This is a genomic window from Rothia mucilaginosa, from assembly GCF_001061665.1.
Lineage (GTDB): Bacteria > Actinomycetota > Actinomycetes > Actinomycetales > Micrococcaceae > Rothia > Rothia mucilaginosa_A.
In genome coordinates this window covers 20,757-38,589 of sequence record NZ_JVSP01000013.1, presented here as the reverse complement: position 1 = coordinate 38,589, position 17,833 = coordinate 20,757, and the positions used below count along the sequence as shown (strand labels likewise).

The window sequence follows — 17,833 nt, the reverse complement described above, 5'->3', positions numbered from 1 at the left end:
CATATTCACCCGAAAGGAATCCCGTGGCGTCCTCGAACTACACCGCTCGCAACCTCTCCGTTCTGGAAGGTCTTGAAGCAGTCCGCAAACGCCCGGGCATGTACATCGGCTCCACCGATTCCCGCGGCCTCATGCACTGCCTCTGGGAGATTATCGACAACTCGGTGGACGAGGCGCTCGCCGGCTTCGGCCAGTCCATTCAGGTGATTCTCTACCGCGATGGTTCGGTGGAGGTTCGCGACGACGGCCGAGGCATCCCCACGGATATTGAGCCGCGTACCGGCCTGTCCGGTGTGGAGGTCGTCTTCACCAAGCTTCACGCCGGCGGTAAGTTCGGCGGCGGTTCCTACACCGCTTCCGGCGGTCTGCACGGTGTGGGCGCATCCGTGGTGAACGCGCTGTCTTCGCGCCTGGACGTGCAGGTGGACCGCGGTTCGAAGACCTACCAGATGTCGTTCCGTCACGGTATTCCCGGCCACTTCGATTCGGGCCGCACCCCCAAGCCCGATGACCCGTTCACCCCCGCATCCGAGGGCACCGACGCCCTGCAGATTGTGGGTAAGGCGAAGCGCGGTGTGACCGGCACCCGCGTGCGCTACTGGGCTGACCCGCAGATTTTTACCCCCGACGCCAAGTTCAGCTACGAGGACCTGGTGGCTCGTGCGCGCCAGACCGCGTTCCTCATTCCGGGCCTGCGCATTTGTATTCGCGATGAGCGCCGGCTGCCCGGCACCCCCGGCGAGCTGGAGGCGCACGAGGAGGTCTTCCAGTACGACGGCGGCATTAGCGAGTTCGTGGAATTCCTGGCGCACGACGAGCGCGTCACCGACATCTGGCGTTTCAGCGGTAGCGGAACTTTCACCGAGACCGTGCCCGTGCTGGGGGAGGACGGCCGCTCGCAGCTGACCGATGTGGAACGCGATTGCGAGGTGGACGTTGCCCTGCGCTGGGGCATCGGCTACGAGACCACGATTCGCAGCTTCGTGAACATTATTTCGACCCCCAAGGGCGGTACCCACACCGCGGGCTTCGAGCAGGGCCTGCTGCGCGTGATGCGCAAGCATCTGGCCGACAACGCCCGCAAGTACAAGGTGGGTAACGACAAGATTGAGAAGGACGACGTGCTGGCCGGTCTGACCGCCGTGCTGACCGTTCGTCTGGCCGAGCCGCAGTTTGAGGGTCAGACCAAGGAGATTCTGGGCACCCCGGCGGTTCGCCAGATTGTCTCCAAGGTGGTGGGCGATGCCCTGAAGGCCCGCCTGGAGTCGACCGCCCGCGCGGAGAAGGCGCAGGCTACGGCTCTGTGCGAGAAGGTCGTCTCTGAGATGAAGACCCGCGTCTCGGCGCGTATTCACAAGGAGACGCAGCGCCGCAAGACCGCGCTGGAGTCTTCATCCATGCCCACCAAGCTGGTGGATTGCCGTTCGACGAACGTCGAACATTCCGAGCTGTTCATTGTGGAGGGTGACTCGGCGCTGGGTACTGCGCGTCTGGCTCGTTCCTCCTCGTACCAGGCTCTGCTGCCGATTCGCGGTAAGATCCTGAACACTCAGCGCGCCTCGGTGACCGATGTGCTCGCGAACGCCGAGTGCGCGGCGCTGATTCAGGTGATTGGTGCCGGTTCGGGCCGCACCTTTGACCTAGAGTCTGCCCGTTACGGCAAGGTCATCATGATGACCGATGCGGACGTTGACGGCGCGCACATCCGCACCCTGCTGTTGACCCTGTTCTACCGTTACATGCGCCCGCTGATTGAGGCCGGTCGCGTGTACGCCGCGGTTCCGCCCCTGCACCGCGTGGAGGTGGTGCGCCGCGGTAAGCCGAACGAGATGGTGTACACCTACTCCGAGAAGCAGCTGCACGAGCTGCTGGATTCTCTGCGGGAGCAGGGCGTGACCTACAAGGAACCGATTCAGCGTTACAAGGGTCTGGGTGAGATGGACGCCGACCAGCTGGCCGAGACCACGATGGATCCGCGCCACCGCATGCTGCGCCGCATCCGCATCGAGGATGCTGAGGCTGCCGAGCGCGCCTTCTCGCTGCTGATGGGTTCCGAGGTGGCTCCGCGTAAGGAGTTCATTATCGCCGGCGCGCATCAGCTGGATACCGAGAACATCGATATGTAGCGGTTCTTCCCGTGTGTGTTTGCGTGTGTATTTTCTTGCGAGACTCGTGGAAAACATGCTGACGATTTGTCATAAAGTGGGAATTTTCTATGATTATTGTCACAATAGATTTCACCACGGCGCAAAAAATCAGTATTTTTGATGCAAATTTAATGAATTGGCACTGAATAACTATTGTGTCAGTTTCGATAAATCCGTCACCAAAATCTTGCAGACATCGCAATTTACTGCAAGGTTTGAGGGAGGGGTTGGAAAAGGCTTCCGTACTCCGGATGGTGACAGGCTGTTTCTAAACCGTCTCACCTCGGTATTTGCTGATAACGTGCGATGAACCTTTATCGAAACGTCAAACATTTAACGCCCAGTCGGCACACAGGTGCCTCACAGCCTTCAAAGAAAAACCTGTACCGTAGATGGGTGAGAGACACTGTGTCAGTAACTCTCGCACTCCCTTCACTGACGGGGGAGTGCCCGATTCTGGCGCACGCGCATATCAGTACACACATAGTAAGGACCTATCAATGGATCCCCTTGATTTTGGTAGGTGGCAGTTCGGTATCACCACCGTCTACCACTTCTTCATGGTTCCGCTGACCCTGGGTCTGGGCCTTGTAGTGACCTACCTGTACATTTGCTACGTTCGTACCAAGAAGGACGAATACAAGCGAATGACGAAGTTCTGGGGCAAGCTGTACCTCATTAACTTCGCCATGGGTGTGGCCACCGGTCTGGTTCAGGAGTTCCAGTTCGGTATGGCATGGAGTGAATACTCCCGCTTCGTGGGCGACGTCTTCGGCGCCCCGCTGGCTATGGAAGGCCTCTTCGCGTTCTTCGTCGAGTCGACCTTCCTGGGCCTGTGGATCTTCGGCTGGGATCGCCTCAAGCCCGCAGTCCACGCCTTCTCGCTGTTCATGGCTGTTCTTGGCTCCTGGGTTTCCGCCTTCTTCATCCTGGTGGCAAACTCCTGGATGCAGCACCCCGTCGGCGCAGAAATGATTGACGGTCGTCCCCGTATGACCGACATCGGCGCCGTGCTGATGAACCCCACCGCATGGGTCACCTTCCCGCACGTCATCACCGCATCCATTCAGGTTGCCGGTGGCTTCCTGGTCGGTATCGCCTGGTACAAGCTGTGGCGCCGCCGCAAGGACGGCATTGACAAGGTCGTTGACGGCAAGGTTGTCGTTGGTGAGTCCGACAAGGGCGCACGCGACAAGAAGGACTTCCAGGTTTGGCTCAAGTCCCTGCGCCTGGGCGCAGTGGTGGGCCTCATCGGCTTCGCTGGTGTTGGCGCATCCGGCCACATGCAGGCACAGATGATGATTCACGAGCAGCCCATGAAGATGGCTGCCGCCGAGGCCGCCTGCCACGACGGTACCTCCTTCTCCGTGCTGACCGTTGGTGAGCTTGGCGCTCAGAGCTGCGACAAGATTCACACCATCATCGAGGTTCCCGGCGTGCTGTCCTTCCTGGCACACGACAACTTCAACACCCCGGTGAAGGGTATCCAGACCCTGGTTCCCGAGTACGAAGCTAAGTACGGCACCAACCTGCCCGATAACCCGCTCTACGGTGAGCGTGCAGGTCAGAAGATTGATTACCTGCCCTCCCTCGAGGTCTCCTACTGGGGCTTCCGCGGCATGATCGGTCTGGGCGCAGTCGTCGTTCCCTTCTACCTCTACGCACTGTGGGTTACCCGTAAGAAGGGCGTGGGCACCGTCCCCGAGTCCAAGCTGCTCAAGAACGTTGCCGTCTGGTCCATCCTGGCTCCCTTCTTCGCAATTGCACTGGGCTGGATCTTCACCGAAATGGGCCGTCAGCCCTTCGTGGTTGTCCCCAACCTTGAGGGCGATCCCGCAATCCGCCTGTACACCGCAGCAGCTATCTCCCCGGGTGTTTCCGGTGAAGAAATCCTCTTCTCCCTGCTCACCCTGGGCCTGCTCTACGGCGTGCTGATGGTGGTTGAGGTTTACCTGCTCATCAAGTACGTCAAGGCCGGTGTGGTTGCTGCAATGCCCGAGCTGGTTCAGTCGCACCACGAGGACGAGTCCAACGACAAGTCCAAGCGCGACGTGCTGGAGTTCGCCTACTAGGCGGGTAAGGATTGATTCACCATGAACTTTGATTTCAATATCTTTGCCGGTCAGCCTGGCCTGCCCACCCTCTGGTTTGTTGCCATTGGCGTCTTCCTCATCATGTACATGATCCTGGACGGTTTTGACCTGGGTGTCGGTATGCTGATGGGTTCCAAGTTCGCAAAGAACGAGAAGGAACGCCGTCTGCTGCTGAACATCATCGGCCCCGTCTGGGACGGTAACGAGGTGTGGATTGTGTCCGGTGGTGCTGCTATCTTCGCGGCATTCCCCATCTGGTACGCAGCCCTCTTCTCGGCTCTGTACATCCCCCTGACCCTCGCGCTGGTCTTCCTGATTCTGCGCGTGGTCGCAATTGAATACCGCGGTAAGAAGAACGACGAGAAGTGGATCCGTAACTGGAACATCGCTCTGTCCGTCTCCTCCTTCTTCATCGCTCTGCTCGTGGGCGCGCTGCTGGGCCTGACCTCCATGGGTCTGCCCATCAACGAGAACGGTGACCGCGTTGGCGGTGCCTTCGCCTGGATTTCTCTGCCCGTCCTGCTGGGCGGCCTGGGCTTCGTGGGCTTCGCTCTGGTTCAGGGTCTTGCCTTCGTCGCTCTGAAGACCGACGGCGATATCCGCGACCGTGCCCGCAACACCCTGGTGCGCTGGGCTCCCGTCCTGCTGCTGCCGATCGTCGCATGGGTTCTGACCCTGGACTTCACCAGCGGTAACGGCATCTCCTGGCTGTGCACCATCCTGGCTGTTGTTGCCGTTCTGATTGCTTGGGTCTCCGCTAAGGGCGGCCGCGAGGGTCGCGCTTTCGCCGGCCTGTCCGTGTTCGTCGCACTGGGCGCACTGGCAATCTTCACCGCAATGTACCCGAACGTGCTGCCCTCCACCCTGGACCCGGCATACTCGCTCACCATTGCGAACGCATCCAGCTCCGAGTACACCCTGGGCGTTATGACCTTCGTGACCTGCCTTGGTCTGCCGGTCGTGTTCGTCTACCAGGCTTGGACCTACTGGGTCTTCCGTAAGCGTCTGCACGTGGATCACATCCCCGATGCTCACGACGCTACCGAACTGGCTGAATTGCCGACCAAGTAGCATGTAGCTGATTGAAGAATCCCCCGAATTTCTCTTCTGAGAAGTTCGGGGGATTTTTCTATTTGCGGAGAGGGCGTGGATTCAAGGTAGGTGAGCAGAGAAGTCATAAAAAATTTTTGGTGCACACCCCCCCCGGATTTAAGGCGCGGCAAGGAGCAAAAAGTGTAATGTGGTGTGCAACTCACTCTTATGAAAGGTGTTCAACGATGAAGTCCCTCACCCGCCGCACCGCCGCATCCGCCCCTCGCACCGGAACCGCCCCTCGTACCGGCACGCGCCGCCGCCTGCTCACCACGGGCGCCCTGCTCTGCATCGGCGTGCTCCCGCTGAGCGCGTGCTCGCTCTTCAACCCGCCGCTGGAACGTGACGAAAGCGTCCACGCCATCTTCGACGCGGAGCAGGACATCGTGAAGATGCCCCTGGACGATTACTCCCACTACGAGGGGGGCACTCATTACGAATACACGGCCTTTAAGATTGCCATGAAGCAGTGCTACGCCGAACACGGGCAGAGCTACACCGACCCCGACCAAGCTCCCCAATCTGAAAGCGCGCCGCGTGGCGATCCGGGCCGAATGTACGGCCCCTGGAACGTCGAGTACGCCAAGAAGTACGGTTTTCAGAAGCGAGACCCCAACGCCAAAGCTCCCATCTCCGTCACCCCAGGGGCAAGCCTCAGCCCCGAGGACAAGCTTCGCACCGAATGCTACCCCAAGGCCCGCGAGACCCTGGACGCCGCGGTTCCCGAAGGTAAGAGGCCCGAGAACGACGTGCAGTCCACATACAGTCGTATCTCCACCGAGGCGGTCAACGCCGTTTACGGTAGCAAACTGCACCGCGAACTCGAAGAGAAGTGGAAGCAGTGCGTCTCAAACCGGGGGATCACCCCCATTAAGGCAGGGGCGGTAGCCGAGGAATCCCCGCTGGCTGAGCAGTGGAGCAAGAACGACGGTATCGACGAGCCCGCCTCCGAAGAAGAGATTCGCATCGCCACCATCCAGGCCGAATGTAACCAGCAGGTCGGCATGAGCAAGCAGCTCTACGACCTGGAAGCTCAGTACCAGATGCCGCTCATCCGCAAGTACCAGTCGCAGCTTGAACAGGACCGCAAAGCAGAACGTGAGCGTGACGAGAAGTTCAAACAGTACGTTCTGGATCACCAGTAAACCGGGGCACTAAAAGACAGCGCACCGAAAGACGGCGCTAAGAAATAGGCAGCGCAGAGAAATAGACAGCGCTGACACAGTTCAGAAAGACACCGCCATGACCACTCACACGAAAAACCAAAACAGCGGGCACCGCTTCAGCGAACGCATCGCCCGACCCCGCGTGCTCCTGCTACTCGCAATCCTCGCCATTGGCTCGCTCATGCTGTCCTTCTACCTGGGCACCCGCTACGCAGCCACCGGACCCGACCCGACCGTGCAGGCGAAAACCGTGATCCCGGTCTGGGCGAAGGTTGAAGAACGCACCGTCAGCGAGGGTCTCGCCATTGCCGGAACCACCAAGGCTGGAGAGACCGCCCCGATTAGCGCGCGCACTAACGGTGAACCGGTGCTCGTCTACCAGAACCAGAAGCCCGGTAACGTGCTCAAGGCCGGTGACTTCATCGGCATCATTGGCGCCGACCCCGTCTTCGTGCTGGAGGGGCCGCTGCCGCTGTACCGCGACCTCAACCTGGGCGATAACGGCGACGACGTGCTCGCCTTCCAGAAGGCACTGAACTCCGCCGGGTACGCCACCGCTCAGAGCGGCACCGTCACCGAAGACACCCTCGACGCCGTCACGCGCCTGCACCGCGCGCACCTGACCGGCGTGCCCAGCGAAGGGGTCACCAGCATTGCCCGCAGCAACTACGCGATTCTGCCCGGCGGAAGCCACACCGTCACCGCAGTTGCGGCGGTCGGCCAGCTCATCAGCGACGGCAACCCCATCGCAAGTGTAGAAACCAGCGAACCCTACGTGGAATCCAGCGTTGAACTCGCCGTCGCCAACAAGCTCAAGGTCGGCGACCGCATCAGCCTGCGCACCTCCACCGGCAGCGTCGAGGGAACCATCACCAGCATTGGTGAGCTGCAGAACGACCCCTCCAAGGGTGCGGCAAAGAGCGTGCGATTCAGCGCCGACGACCCGAGCAAGCTCACTCCGGGGCAGAGCGCCTCCATCACCAGTAAGGGCAACACCTCAACCACCCTCGCCGTGCCGACTACCGCGGTACGCCAGGACTCCCAGGGCACCTACGTGCTCGTTGAAAAGGGCGGAAGCTCCACCTCGACCAGCAAGGATGCGCCCGCCACCGAACGAGTCAACGTTGAGGTTCTACGCACCGCCGGCGGATACGCCGCAATCAACGCGAACCTCAGCACGGGACAGAAGGTGCTTGTCTCATGAGCCGCCGTAAGAGAACCCCAGACGCAAGCCCAGGACGTGCGCCTACAGTTGCGCCCAACGTAGCGTCCGCCGCTACACCTGCCGCCGGGCTCGGTACCGCGCCCGCTATCGAAATGCACGGCATTACCCGTGTTTTCGAGGGGAGCGAACGAGCAGTCCTCGACCACCTCGACCTGGTGGTCGAACGTGGCGAATTCCTCGCCATTATTGGTCCGTCGGGCTCCGGTAAATCCACCCTGCTCAACGCCATTGGCCTGCTCGACACTCCCACCAGCGGAACCTACAGCCTCTTCGGCAAAAACACGGAAGGACTCAGCGACAGAGAACGCGACGAAATGCGCCGAGACCACCTCGGCTTCATCTTCCAATCCTCAAACATGCTGCTGGACGAAACCAGTACGACCAACGCCTCCATGGGCCTGCGTGTGCAGGGCGTACCCTACGGCGAGCGCCTGCAACGCACCGAAGAAACCCTAGAATTTCTGGGGTTGAGCGACCGCGCCAGCATCCGCACCCGCTACCTCTCCGGCGGCGAGAAGCAGCGCTGCGCCATTGCTCGTGCTCTCGCCACGCGCCCGCCGCTGATTCTTGCCGACGAGCCCACCGGTAACCTGGACAGCCACAATAGCGCCAAGGTCATTGAGATTCTTCAGCGCATTAACGCGACCGGCTGTACCGTGCTGGTGATTACCCACGACCCGGAGGTTGCCGCTGCCGCCCGCCGCGTGATTCGCATTGAGGATGGGCGGCTGCACGAGCAGAGCCGCGCCGACTTGGCTACGGTGCCGGTCGCCGAGGTGGTTCCGGTCGTGCAGGATAGCCCGGCGGATGCCCCCACCAGCCTCGCACCGGGGGAGAAGCCCGCTACGCATCGCCGCGGAAGCTTCCTCACCGACGACAGCATCGAGGCGATCTCGGCGCTCACCTCACGACCGCTACGCACCCTGCTGCTGGGCCTGTCCTTCGCACTGGGCGTGGGCGGACTCATCAGCGCCTCCGGCATGAGCGAATCCGCCAGCTACCAGGTGAACCAGCGCCTGCTCGGATCCGAACAATCCACGCTCTACATCAGCGACAGGGACAATGACCAAAACATGCTCGGAACCTACCGGCAGGGTGAATCCGCGCAGAATGTTGCCGACCGCATTAGCGCGCTGGACTACGTGAAGAACACCGGATTCGTCAGCAGCGTGGCGCCCGCCGACGTGCGAATCACCCGATTCAGCCCCTACGAGGATGAACCCAAAACGGCGATTGGCCTCAGCTCCACCTCGAAGACCAGGCTCGAGCAAATCGGTGCCCGCATGAACCCCGAAACCCTGCGTGCGCTCGAACAGATGAACTCGACCCTCACCCAGGAGAATGTTGCCGACCGTGAACGCGCCGAGCAGCTCTCCGGCGCTATTGTGTCGGTCTCCGCTGCCCGAGCCCTCGGCATTCTCCCCGAAGATAAGGCGGCAGATAACGCCACAACCGAGCCCCGCCCCGGCGAGCTACCCGCCGTCGACTACGGCATTAAGCTCGGCGGGCTGCCGCAGGTAGCACCCGGTGTGAGCATCTGGGTGGACGGTCAGCTGATGCCGGTCATCGGCCTCTTCGACCCCGGCAATAGCGGCTACGAATTCAGGAACACGGTCATTGTCTCGCCGGGCACACTTCAGCGCACCGGACGCGGCCAGGTGACCTACATTACCGAAACCGAACGGGGCTACGGCAAAGCGGTCGCCAAGGCAATTCCGCTGACCCTCAAGCCCGCTGAACCCAGCCAGATCAACGTGGAAACCCCCTCCGACCTGCAGAGCCTGCGCGCATCCATCGCCTCGGATCTGGGCCTGTACGTGGGCGTGCTCTCCGGTATTCTGCTGGTGCTCGCCTCCCTCTCGGCGGCAACCGCCATGTACCTGTCCGTGCAATCGCGCACTGCCGAAATCGCGCTGCGCCGCGCCATCGGATCGAGTAAATGGCTGATTGCCCGCATCTTCCTCATGGAGGGCGTCATGCTCGGCGTGCTCGGCGGCTCCATCGGCGCCTGCTCCGGCATGATTGCGACCATCATTCTTTCGCTCGTGCAAGGCTGGCAGGCGGTCCTCTCCCCGGGATTCGTGGTGCTCGGCGTGGGCGTTGGTGCCCTTACCGGTCTGGTGTCTTCGGCGTACCCGGCGTGGGTGGCGTCCCGCAAGAGCCCCGCCGACGCGATGCGCGGATAGAACTAGCGCTGGGTGAGGACCAGCCAATTATCCGAAACTTGACTGGTCAAATAGGTATTGGATAGCCCACCCCTTAAACTGATGGGAGGTAAAAACAGCAGAAGACTAAGGACAACACGTGAGTCGAACGCACACACCGCGTCACGCTGACAAACATCAGAACACTGAGGCACCAGAGGCGACCGAAGGAAAGCGCAATAACCGCGCTGACCGCCGTCCGCCGCTGGGACCCAACGCCCGCAAAAATCTGAGCACCTTCGGCATCATCACCGCCGTGCACACCCTGGCCACCGTGCTTTTCAGCGCGGCGCTCGCGGTCATCATTGCCCGCGCAGCCCACGCGGGGTTTGCCGCGGTCGCCGCCGAACACGCGCGCCTCAAGGAGACGAGCGCGCCGGACGTGTACCGCGCCTACGTTGAGTTCGCCGGCTCCGCCCAGGCACACCTGGAGGCGCACGGCGGCTGGCTGCTCGGACTCGGCGGCATCTTCGGTGACGGCGACGCCATCACCCCCGGCCTGCTCATCGTGGCGGTCCTGGCTCTCGCGGTGCGTTCGGGCGCGGACTACCTGCTGGCGGTGAGCGCGCAGCGTGCCGCCTCCGGAGCGAAGTCTCAGATTCGCCGTAGCCTGTTGCGCCGCGTGCTCGCCACCGGTGGCGCGGACACCCCCGAGGGTACCGGCGCGACCGCGGTGTTGCTTTCGCGCGGCCTGAACGCCCTGGACGACTACTACACCAAGACCCTGACCGCGTTTGTTTCCACCGCGGTGGTGCCGGTCCTGCTGTGGATTGTGGTCGCCTCCCTGGACATGATGAGCGCCCTCGTGTTGCTCTGCACCCTGCCACTCATTCCCGTGTTCATGGTGCTGATCGGCAAGAACACCCGCACCGAAACCGCGGAGGCGCAGGCCGAGCTGCACCGCCTCTCAGACCACATCCTGGAGCTCGTGCGCGGCCTGCCCGTCATCATCGGTCTGGGCCGTGAACGTGCGCAGACCCGCGCCATGAACTCTCTGGGTCAGCGCTACCGCGAGCGCACCATGCAGACCCTGCGCAGCGCCTTTATGTCTTCGCTGGCCCTCGAGCTGATTACCACCATCTCCGTGGCGCTGATTGCCGTGCTGATTGGTGTGCGCCTGGTCAACGGCACCCTGGGCCTGGACACCGCCATTCTCGTGCTGCTGCTCGCCCCCGAGTGCTACCAGCCGCTGCGCGATGTGGGCGCCGCCTTCCACCAGTCCGAGGACGGCGTGGCCGCCCTGCGCAGCGCCCAGAAGATTATCGATGCGCCCCTGCCCGAGGAAACCGTCGAGGACGACTCGGCCAACCCCGCAGCCATCGAGGTGCGCAACCTGGACGTGAACTACCCCGATCGCCCCGAGGTGCTGACCGACCTGTCGCTGAGCCTGCCTCGCCGCGTGGCTCAGGCGGCGGAGCCCGGTTCGGAACGCGGCACCGTCATCGGCATCATGGGCCCCTCCGGTTGCGGCAAATCCACCCTGCTGAACGTGTTCTCCGGTGCCGTGCGTGAGGGTCTGGTGCCCACCGGCTCGCAGGAGCCGATGCGCGTCACCGGTAGCGTCACCGGCCTGGGCACGACCCTGATGATTCCGCAGTCGCCGGTCTTCACCGCACCCACCGTGCGCGCCGAAATGGCACTGTACGCCCTGAGCGCCGACGACTCCGAACGCGAGCGCGCCGCGGCCCTGGTGACCGGCGTGCTAGAGCGCGGCGAGTTCGCCGTGAGCCCCGCCGATAACGACCTGATGATGCGCCCGCTGGCGCAGCTGGGCCTTGAGAGCGTGAACGTGCTGGAACCGGGCGCCCTGAGCGCCGGTCAGGCGCGCCGCCTCGCCGTGGCACGCACCCTGGCCCGCGCCGAGGCCATCTACCGCGCCGGCGGCGAGCAGACCGTGCTGACCGTGCTGGTGGATGAGCCGACCGCGCACCTGGACGCCTACTCGGCATACCTGGTGACCCGCGCCCTGCACCGCCTGGCGGAACTTGGCGCCACCGTGCTAATCGTGACCCACGAGGGTGAACTGGCCGCGCACTGCGACCACCTCGTGCGAGCCGAGCTGGGCGCGTCCGGATACACTTGGAGCACCTCGCTTAACGCGACCCGCGTGCCCGTGCCCGCCGAAGCCCCCGCGCACCTGCTGGAGCTCAAGAGCGAGCACGAGGCCGAAAGCCGCGCCCTCGTGGAGGCCACCCCCGCCGCGGACGAGAACCCGCAAGAGGAAAAGCCCGCAGGCCTGTTCGCCACCCTGCGCACCCTCAAGGAGCTGACCGGAATCGGTGCGCGCGCCTTCTCCGGCCCCGTGCTGATGGCGGCGACCACCTCCCTGATGGCCGCGGCGCTGACCGCGCTGTCCGGCTGGCTCATCGTGCGCGCGGGCGAGGGTCCCGCCATGATGTACCTGATGGTCGCCATCGTGGGCGTGCGATTCTTCGGCCTGGGCCGCGCGTGCGCCCGCTACGCCGAGCGTCTGATGACCCACTCGAAGGTGCTTGCCGCCGCGAATATTCTGCGTCTGCGCGCCTGGGTTGGCGCCTGGCAGAGCGTGAGCAGCGTGCGCGCCCTGCTGCGCGGCGACGCCCTGCTGGAGCGCCTCGTGGGCGGTATTGACGAGCTTCGCGACGGTATTCCGCGCGTGATTATTCCGCCGGCCGCGCACCTGCTGGTTATGATTGCCGCGCTGGTGACAACCGCGTGCATCCTGCCCCAGGCCCTGATTCCCGTGCTGGCGGCGGTGCTGGTGAGCACCTTTGTGGCCCCCTGGGCCGTGCTTCGTGCCGATGCCCGCGCGGAGGCTCTGGCCCGCCAGTCCACCGCACGTATGCTGCGCCTGGGCACCGGTATGCTCTCCGCCGCCGAGGACCTGCGCGCCAACGGCGTGGCGAACACCGCCGAACGCGCCAACAACGAGCTGGACGCGCAGAACCTTTCCGCCCTGCAGAAGGGCTCGACCGCCCAGGGCCTGGGCCGAACCCTCGTGGCGCTGAGCTGGTTTGGCGCTGCGCTGGCGAGCGCCGTGATTGCCTACCCGCTGGCTGTAAACGGCACCGTGGGCGCCCCCGAGTCAGCGATCGTGGTGCTACTGTGCACCGGCATGCTGGAGAGCTCCCTGGGCCATATCGAGGCGGTTCGCTCCTGGCCCGAGTTCGCCCGTCTGCTCGCCTCGATTGCCCCGAGCGTTCGCGACGTATCCCTGGAGGGCGTTGTCGCCACCTCGACCCTGAAGCGTTCCGTGCCCACCGAAGCCGAGGTAGACACCCACGTTCTGCCGCGTCGTGCCGAGCGTCTGCGCGCCCGCGCCGAGGCTGAGATGGAGGAGCTGCTGGAGGCGGACCGCCAGCGTGCCCGCCGCTTCGCGCGCCCCGACTCTGCGGCTGATTCCAAGGCTGATTCCCAGGCTGAATCTCCGCGCCCGCCCAAGCCAGGCGAGCCCAAGATAGTCGGATGCGGCACCCCGCAGCAGCTCGGCGTGAAGGTCACCGGCGCGACCCCCGCCCTGGCCATGCAGGACGGTTCCGCCCGCTGGCCCGGCATGGACCACCCGGTCTTCGCACACCTGAACCTGACGGCTCGCGAGGGCTCCTGGACCGCGGTGACCGGCCCCTCCGGATCCGGTAAGTCCACCGTGCTTGCCACCCTGCTGGGCTTCCTGCCCCTGGAGTCGGGCCGCATCGAGGCCGCCGGCGAGGTGCTGGATCCCGAAGAGCTGCGCGGTTACGCGGCGTGGTGCCCGCAGGCGGCGCACATCTTTGAGTCGACCCTCGAGGGTAACCTGCTGCTGGCCCGCGACCGTTCAGATCGACCGAGCGAGGAGGAGCTCATCGAGGTTCTGCGCCGCGTGGGTCTGGGCGAGTGGTTTGACGCCCTGCCGAAGGGCCTGCGCACCCCCGTGGGTGCCGGCGGTTCCTTCCTGTCGGGCGGTCAGCGTCAGCGCCTGGCGGTGGCTCGCGCCCTGCTGGTGAACTCGCCGGTTCTGCTGCTGGACGAGCCGACCGCGCACCTGGACGCCGAGTCTGCCCGCGCGCTCATGGCAGACCTGGATGCGGCAACCCGCGCCAGCTCGGTGGCCACGGTCCTGGTGTCGCACCGTCCCGAGGATGTCGCCTACTGCGACGAGGTGGTTCGCCTCTAAACGCACCCGGGCGCAGGCACCGCGTGCGAGGCTGAACGCAAGAAACTGCGAGGAATGCCCCGGTACTTTGTGAAAGTACCGGGGCATTTCTGTGTGCGCAGATAGTTCTGAGTGTTTATATCTCCGCGCGGATAGGTTCGGGTGAGGGGGGGGAGAGGAGGAAGCTAGACCCAGCCGAGTATCTGCGCGCTCAACCGCAGTAGCATGAGGGTCATAACGATAACAAGCACGCGGCGAATGAATCGTTCGCCCAGGTGAATTGCGGTGCGGGCACCAACCCAGCTTCCCGCCATGTTGGCGCATCCCATGGTGATTCCGAGGAGCCAGTGAATTGAGCCCAGCGGAATGAAGTAGAGGAGCGCGCCGAGGTTGGTGGCGGTGTTGAGAACCTTGGCGGCGGCGGTCGCGTGGAGCATATCGTAGCCCATGGCTACCTGCAGGGCGACGAGCATCATCGCGCCGGTGCCAGCCCCGAGGATGCCGTCGTAGCCGCCCAGAATCAGACCCAGCGCAAAGCCGCGCACTAGGAACGATGAGGTTGTGAGCGCGCGAGGCTGCCCGCGAGGTATGCGCGGTTGTAGCACCGAGAAGACGAGGATAGCGGCTAGAACCACCACAATGGCGGGGCGGAAAATATGTGCCGGCAGGATTGTGGCGCAGTAGGCGCCGGCGGCGGAGGCGCAGAACGCCACGAACGCTACGGGGAGCAGGATTTTCCACGGGATTTTGAGCGAGCGAATATAGGTTGAGGCACTCATCAAAGTGCCCATGGCGCTGGCAACTTTATTGGTGCTCAGAGCGGCGACGGGCGAGAATCCGGGCGCCATGAGCAGGGCGGGGAGCTGGATCATGCCGCCTCCGCCCACGACAGAGTCGATGCAGCCCGCGCAGAAGGCAGCGAGCAGGAGCACGATAAATAACTCTGGTGTGACGGACAGTAAATCAAGCACGACAAATCCTCTAAGAACAATGCGTCAATAAATGTGTGCTGTGTTACTTAAGGTACACCACATAAAAGCCGGGGGTGAAGACACACACAACGTATCTTCACCCCCGGCTTTGTTAGCAACATGAGGTCGAAAGGCCGTGAACGGCGCGCCTAGAAGAGCTTTTCACCCTCCGGGCTGACCGCCAACGCCGCGGAAACCGCCGCGTAGTTCGGACCAACCACACCGATGCTCTGGGTGAGCATCACGCCGGAGCCGTCGCGGGCACCGTGCTCGGTCGGCAGGGAACGAGCCACGCCGCCGGAGGATGCCGCCTTCGCCGGGCCCACGCCCACCCACGCCAGAGCCAGCTGGCTCTCACCGGTGAGGAATCGGTGCGCACGCACACCGCCGGTCGCGCGGCCCTTCTGCGGGTACTCGCTCAGAGCGGTGACCTTGGCGCTCGCCAGGCCGTCCTTGCCGTTGGTGACGGTCACGACCTCCGCCGCGTCGCCGGGTGCGGTCACACCCAGGGCGATGACGCGGTCGCCCTCGGTGAGCTTGATGCCTGCGATGCCGCCTCCGGTGCGTCCCTGCGGACGAACCTTGGCGGCGTCGAAGGTCAGCAGTTTTGCGTCGCGGGTGACGAAGGTGAGTACCGCATCGTCGGCGGGGCAGGGGGCGGCGGCCACGATTTCGTCGCCGTCCTTGAGCTTCATGATGTCCCACTCGGTCTGATTCAGCGGGTAGTCGGGGTTCACGCGCTTAATCACGCCGCCGGCGGTTGCCATCGCCAGCACGGTGTTCAGCGGCACGAGTGCAATCAGCTTCTCACCCTTAGCGAGCTGAACCAGCTCGGTTGCCTTCACCGCCGACGCCATGGAGGGGGTGCCGCCGTTCTCGTCCAGCACCGTAATGTCCATGACGGACAGACGCACCATGCGTCCGGCGGAGGTGACGGCACCAATCTCACCGCGTGCGGTGGTCGGCACAATCGAAGCGAACACGTCGTGCTTGAAACGCTTGCCGGGATCCACGAGCGCCTCGCGGATGGGCTTGCCGGGGGTGCGTCCCATCATGCCGGTGGCGGAGAGCAGCACCCAGCAGGGCTCGTCGGCAATCTCGAGGGCCAGGCCCAGGCTCTTCTTCGCCTTGGACTGCGCGGTGACTGCCTCGATGGCGACCTGCATGTCGTCCTTGGTCTTGAGCTGGGTGCGGCGGTCGGTGCCGTAGCGTTCGGCAACTTCGGCGAGCTCGTCAGAAACCAGCTCGCGCAGGGCCGCATCAGAGCCGAGGATGCGCTGCAGCTCGGCGATTTCCTGCTGCAGGGTATCGCGTTCTGCTTCCAACTCCAGGCGGGAGTACTTGGTGAGCTGGCGCAGGCGCAGCTCCAGAATGTGGTTCGCCTGGGTGTCGGTCAGGTCGAAGACGACCTTCAGCTTTTCGCGTGCCTGAGCGGTCTCATCGGATTCGCGAATAATCTGGATGACCTCGTCAATGTCGAGGATGGCCACGAGCAGGCCCTCCACCAGGTGCAGGCGGTCGGTGCGCTTGCCCAGGCGGAACTCGGTGCGGCGGCGGACCACGTTCAGGCGGTGGTCAATGTACACGCGCATCAGGTCGAGCAGGCCGAGGGTCTGCGGCTGACCGTCCACGAGCGCTACGTTGTTGATACCGAAGGAGTCCTCGAGCGGGGTGTGCTTGTATAGGGCGGCGAGCACGGCCTCGGGGTTGAAGCCGTTCTTGATCTCGATGATGAGGCGCAGGCCGTGGGTGCGGTCGGTCAGGTCGACCACGTCCGAGATGCCGGTGAGCTTCTTGGAGTTGACGCCGTCCTTGATCTTTTCGATGACCTTTTCGGGGCCGACCATGTACGGCAGCTCGGTGACGACGATGCCCTGCTTGCGGGGGCTGACCTGCTCGATTGAGACCTTCGCGCGGGTCTTGAAGGTGCCTCGGCCGGTTTCGTAGGCGTCACGGATTCCGCTCAGGCCCACGATGGTGCCGCCGGTGGGCAAATCGGGGCCGGGAATGAACTTCATGATGTCTTTGAGGCTCGCCTCGGGGTGCGCGATGAGGTGGCGGGTACCGGCGATGACCTCGCGCAGGTTGTGCGGCGCCATGTTGGTCGCCATGCCGACCGCGATGCCTGTGGTGCCGTTGACGAGCAGGTTCGGGAACGCGGCGGGCAGCACGGCGGGCTGCATGAACTGGTTGTCGTAGTTGGGCACGAAGTCGACGACATCTTCGTCGAGGTCGGCGGTCAGCGCCTGCGCGGCGGGTGCCATGCGCGCCTCGGTGTATCGGGCGGCCGCCGGGCCGTCGTCGAGGGAGCCGAAGTTACCGTGACCGTCAACGAGGGGCAGACGCAGCGCGAAGGGCTGGGCGAGGCGCACCATCGCGTCGTAGATGGCGGCGTCGCCGTGCGGGTGGAGCTTACCCATGACCTCACCGGTCACGCGGGCGCTCTTGACGTGGCCCTTATCGGGGCGCAGGCCCATCTGCTGCATCATGTAGAGGATGCGGCGCTGCACGGGCTTGAGGCCGTCGCGGGCGTCGGGGAGGGCGCGCGAATAAATCACCGAGTAGGAGTATTCCAGGAAGCTGGATTCCATCTCGGCGGATACGTCGATGTCGACGATATTCTCTACCACATCCACCGGGTAGTCGCTGACGGCGGATTTGGATCGGCGAGCCATATATCTCCTCGTGTCCGTGTGTTTTCGCTCCTCCTATTTTAGCGGGTGGCAGCGGATGAGACGGGCCGACCGGTCAGCGTCACGCGCGAAGATACACGGAGACGCGCGGGGATACCCGGGCGTGCGTCTGGGCGGGCCGGGAGATGGTG

The 17,833-nt window shown here is 63.7% G+C and carries 9 protein-coding genes; 7 read left to right on the top strand and 2 right to left on the bottom strand.

The window, feature by feature from the left end; all coding sequences use genetic code 11:
- Nucleotides 1-23: 23 nt before the first annotated feature.
- The 7 genes from ADJ95_RS06170 to ADJ95_RS06140 all read left to right on the top strand — a co-directional run bounded on the left by ADJ95_RS06170 (nucleotide 24) and on the right by ADJ95_RS06140 (nucleotide 14,059).
- Nucleotides 24-2,126: a DNA gyrase/topoisomerase IV subunit B gene (locus ADJ95_RS06170; RefSeq protein WP_049333621.1), complete on the top strand. Its 2,103-nt coding sequence runs from the start codon at nucleotides 24-26 to the stop codon at nucleotides 2,124-2,126.
- 521 nt (nucleotides 2,127-2,647) lie between these two features.
- Nucleotides 2,648-4,219, top strand: a complete 1,572-nt coding sequence (locus tag ADJ95_RS06165) for a cytochrome ubiquinol oxidase subunit I (RefSeq protein ID WP_049333619.1) — start codon at nucleotides 2,648-2,650, stop codon at nucleotides 4,217-4,219.
- Between the two features lie 21 nt (nucleotides 4,220-4,240).
- Nucleotides 4,241-5,311, top strand: coding sequence for a cytochrome d ubiquinol oxidase subunit II (cydB, locus tag ADJ95_RS06160; RefSeq protein ID WP_049333617.1), 1,071 nt, complete (start codon nucleotides 4,241-4,243; stop codon nucleotides 5,309-5,311).
- Nucleotides 5,312-5,517: 206 nt separating this feature from the next.
- The gene (locus tag ADJ95_RS06155) at nucleotides 5,518-6,477 is read left to right on the top strand and encodes a multidrug transporter (protein ID WP_049333614.1); all 960 of its coding nucleotides are present in this window, start codon (nucleotides 5,518-5,520) and stop codon (nucleotides 6,475-6,477) included.
- Between the two features lie 97 nt (nucleotides 6,478-6,574).
- On the top strand, nucleotides 6,575-7,702 hold the full coding sequence (locus tag ADJ95_RS06150; protein ID WP_049333612.1) for an efflux RND transporter periplasmic adaptor subunit: 1,128 nt from the start codon (nucleotides 6,575-6,577) through the stop codon (nucleotides 7,700-7,702).
- Nucleotides 7,699-9,909 (top strand): ATP-binding cassette domain-containing protein, encoded by a 2,211-nt coding sequence (locus tag ADJ95_RS06145; protein ID WP_049333610.1) that lies wholly within the window; start codon nucleotides 7,699-7,701, stop codon nucleotides 9,907-9,909. Before ADJ95_RS06150 ends, ADJ95_RS06145 begins: the two co-directional genes overlap by 4 nt.
- A 118-nt stretch (nucleotides 9,910-10,027) precedes the next feature.
- Nucleotides 10,028-14,059, top strand: coding sequence for an ATP-binding cassette domain-containing protein (locus tag ADJ95_RS06140; RefSeq protein ID WP_049333608.1), 4,032 nt, complete (start codon nucleotides 10,028-10,030; stop codon nucleotides 14,057-14,059).
- A gap of 164 nt (nucleotides 14,060-14,223) precedes the next feature.
- Here ADJ95_RS06140 and ADJ95_RS06135 read toward each other — a convergent pair whose 3' ends face one another.
- A complete protein-coding gene (locus ADJ95_RS06135) occupies nucleotides 14,224-15,009 on the bottom strand; it encodes a sulfite exporter TauE/SafE family protein (RefSeq protein ID WP_049333606.1) in 786 nt (261 codons plus the stop codon).
- A 149-nt stretch (nucleotides 15,010-15,158) separates the two neighbouring features.
- Nucleotides 15,159-17,684, bottom strand: coding sequence for a DNA gyrase/topoisomerase IV subunit A (locus ADJ95_RS06130; protein ID WP_049333604.1), 2,526 nt, complete (start codon nucleotides 17,682-17,684; stop codon nucleotides 15,159-15,161).
- Nucleotides 17,685-17,833 lie beyond the last annotated feature (149 nt).

Coding starts and splice junctions, on each gene's coding strand:
- ADJ95_RS06165 (WP_049333619.1), top strand. CDS start 2,648: ATGGATCCCCTTGATTTTGGTAGGTGGCAGTTCGGTATCACCACCGTC.
- ADJ95_RS06130 (WP_049333604.1), bottom strand. CDS start 17,684: ATGGCTCGCCGATCCAAATCCGCCGTCAGCGACTACCCGGTGGATGTG.
- ADJ95_RS06145 (WP_049333610.1), top strand. CDS start 7,699: ATGAGCCGCCGTAAGAGAACCCCAGACGCAAGCCCAGGACGTGCGCCT.
- cydB (WP_049333617.1), top strand. CDS start 4,241: ATGAACTTTGATTTCAATATCTTTGCCGGTCAGCCTGGCCTGCCCACC.
- ADJ95_RS06155 (WP_049333614.1), top strand. CDS start 5,518: ATGAAGTCCCTCACCCGCCGCACCGCCGCATCCGCCCCTCGCACCGGA.
- ADJ95_RS06150 (WP_049333612.1), top strand. CDS start 6,575: ATGACCACTCACACGAAAAACCAAAACAGCGGGCACCGCTTCAGCGAA.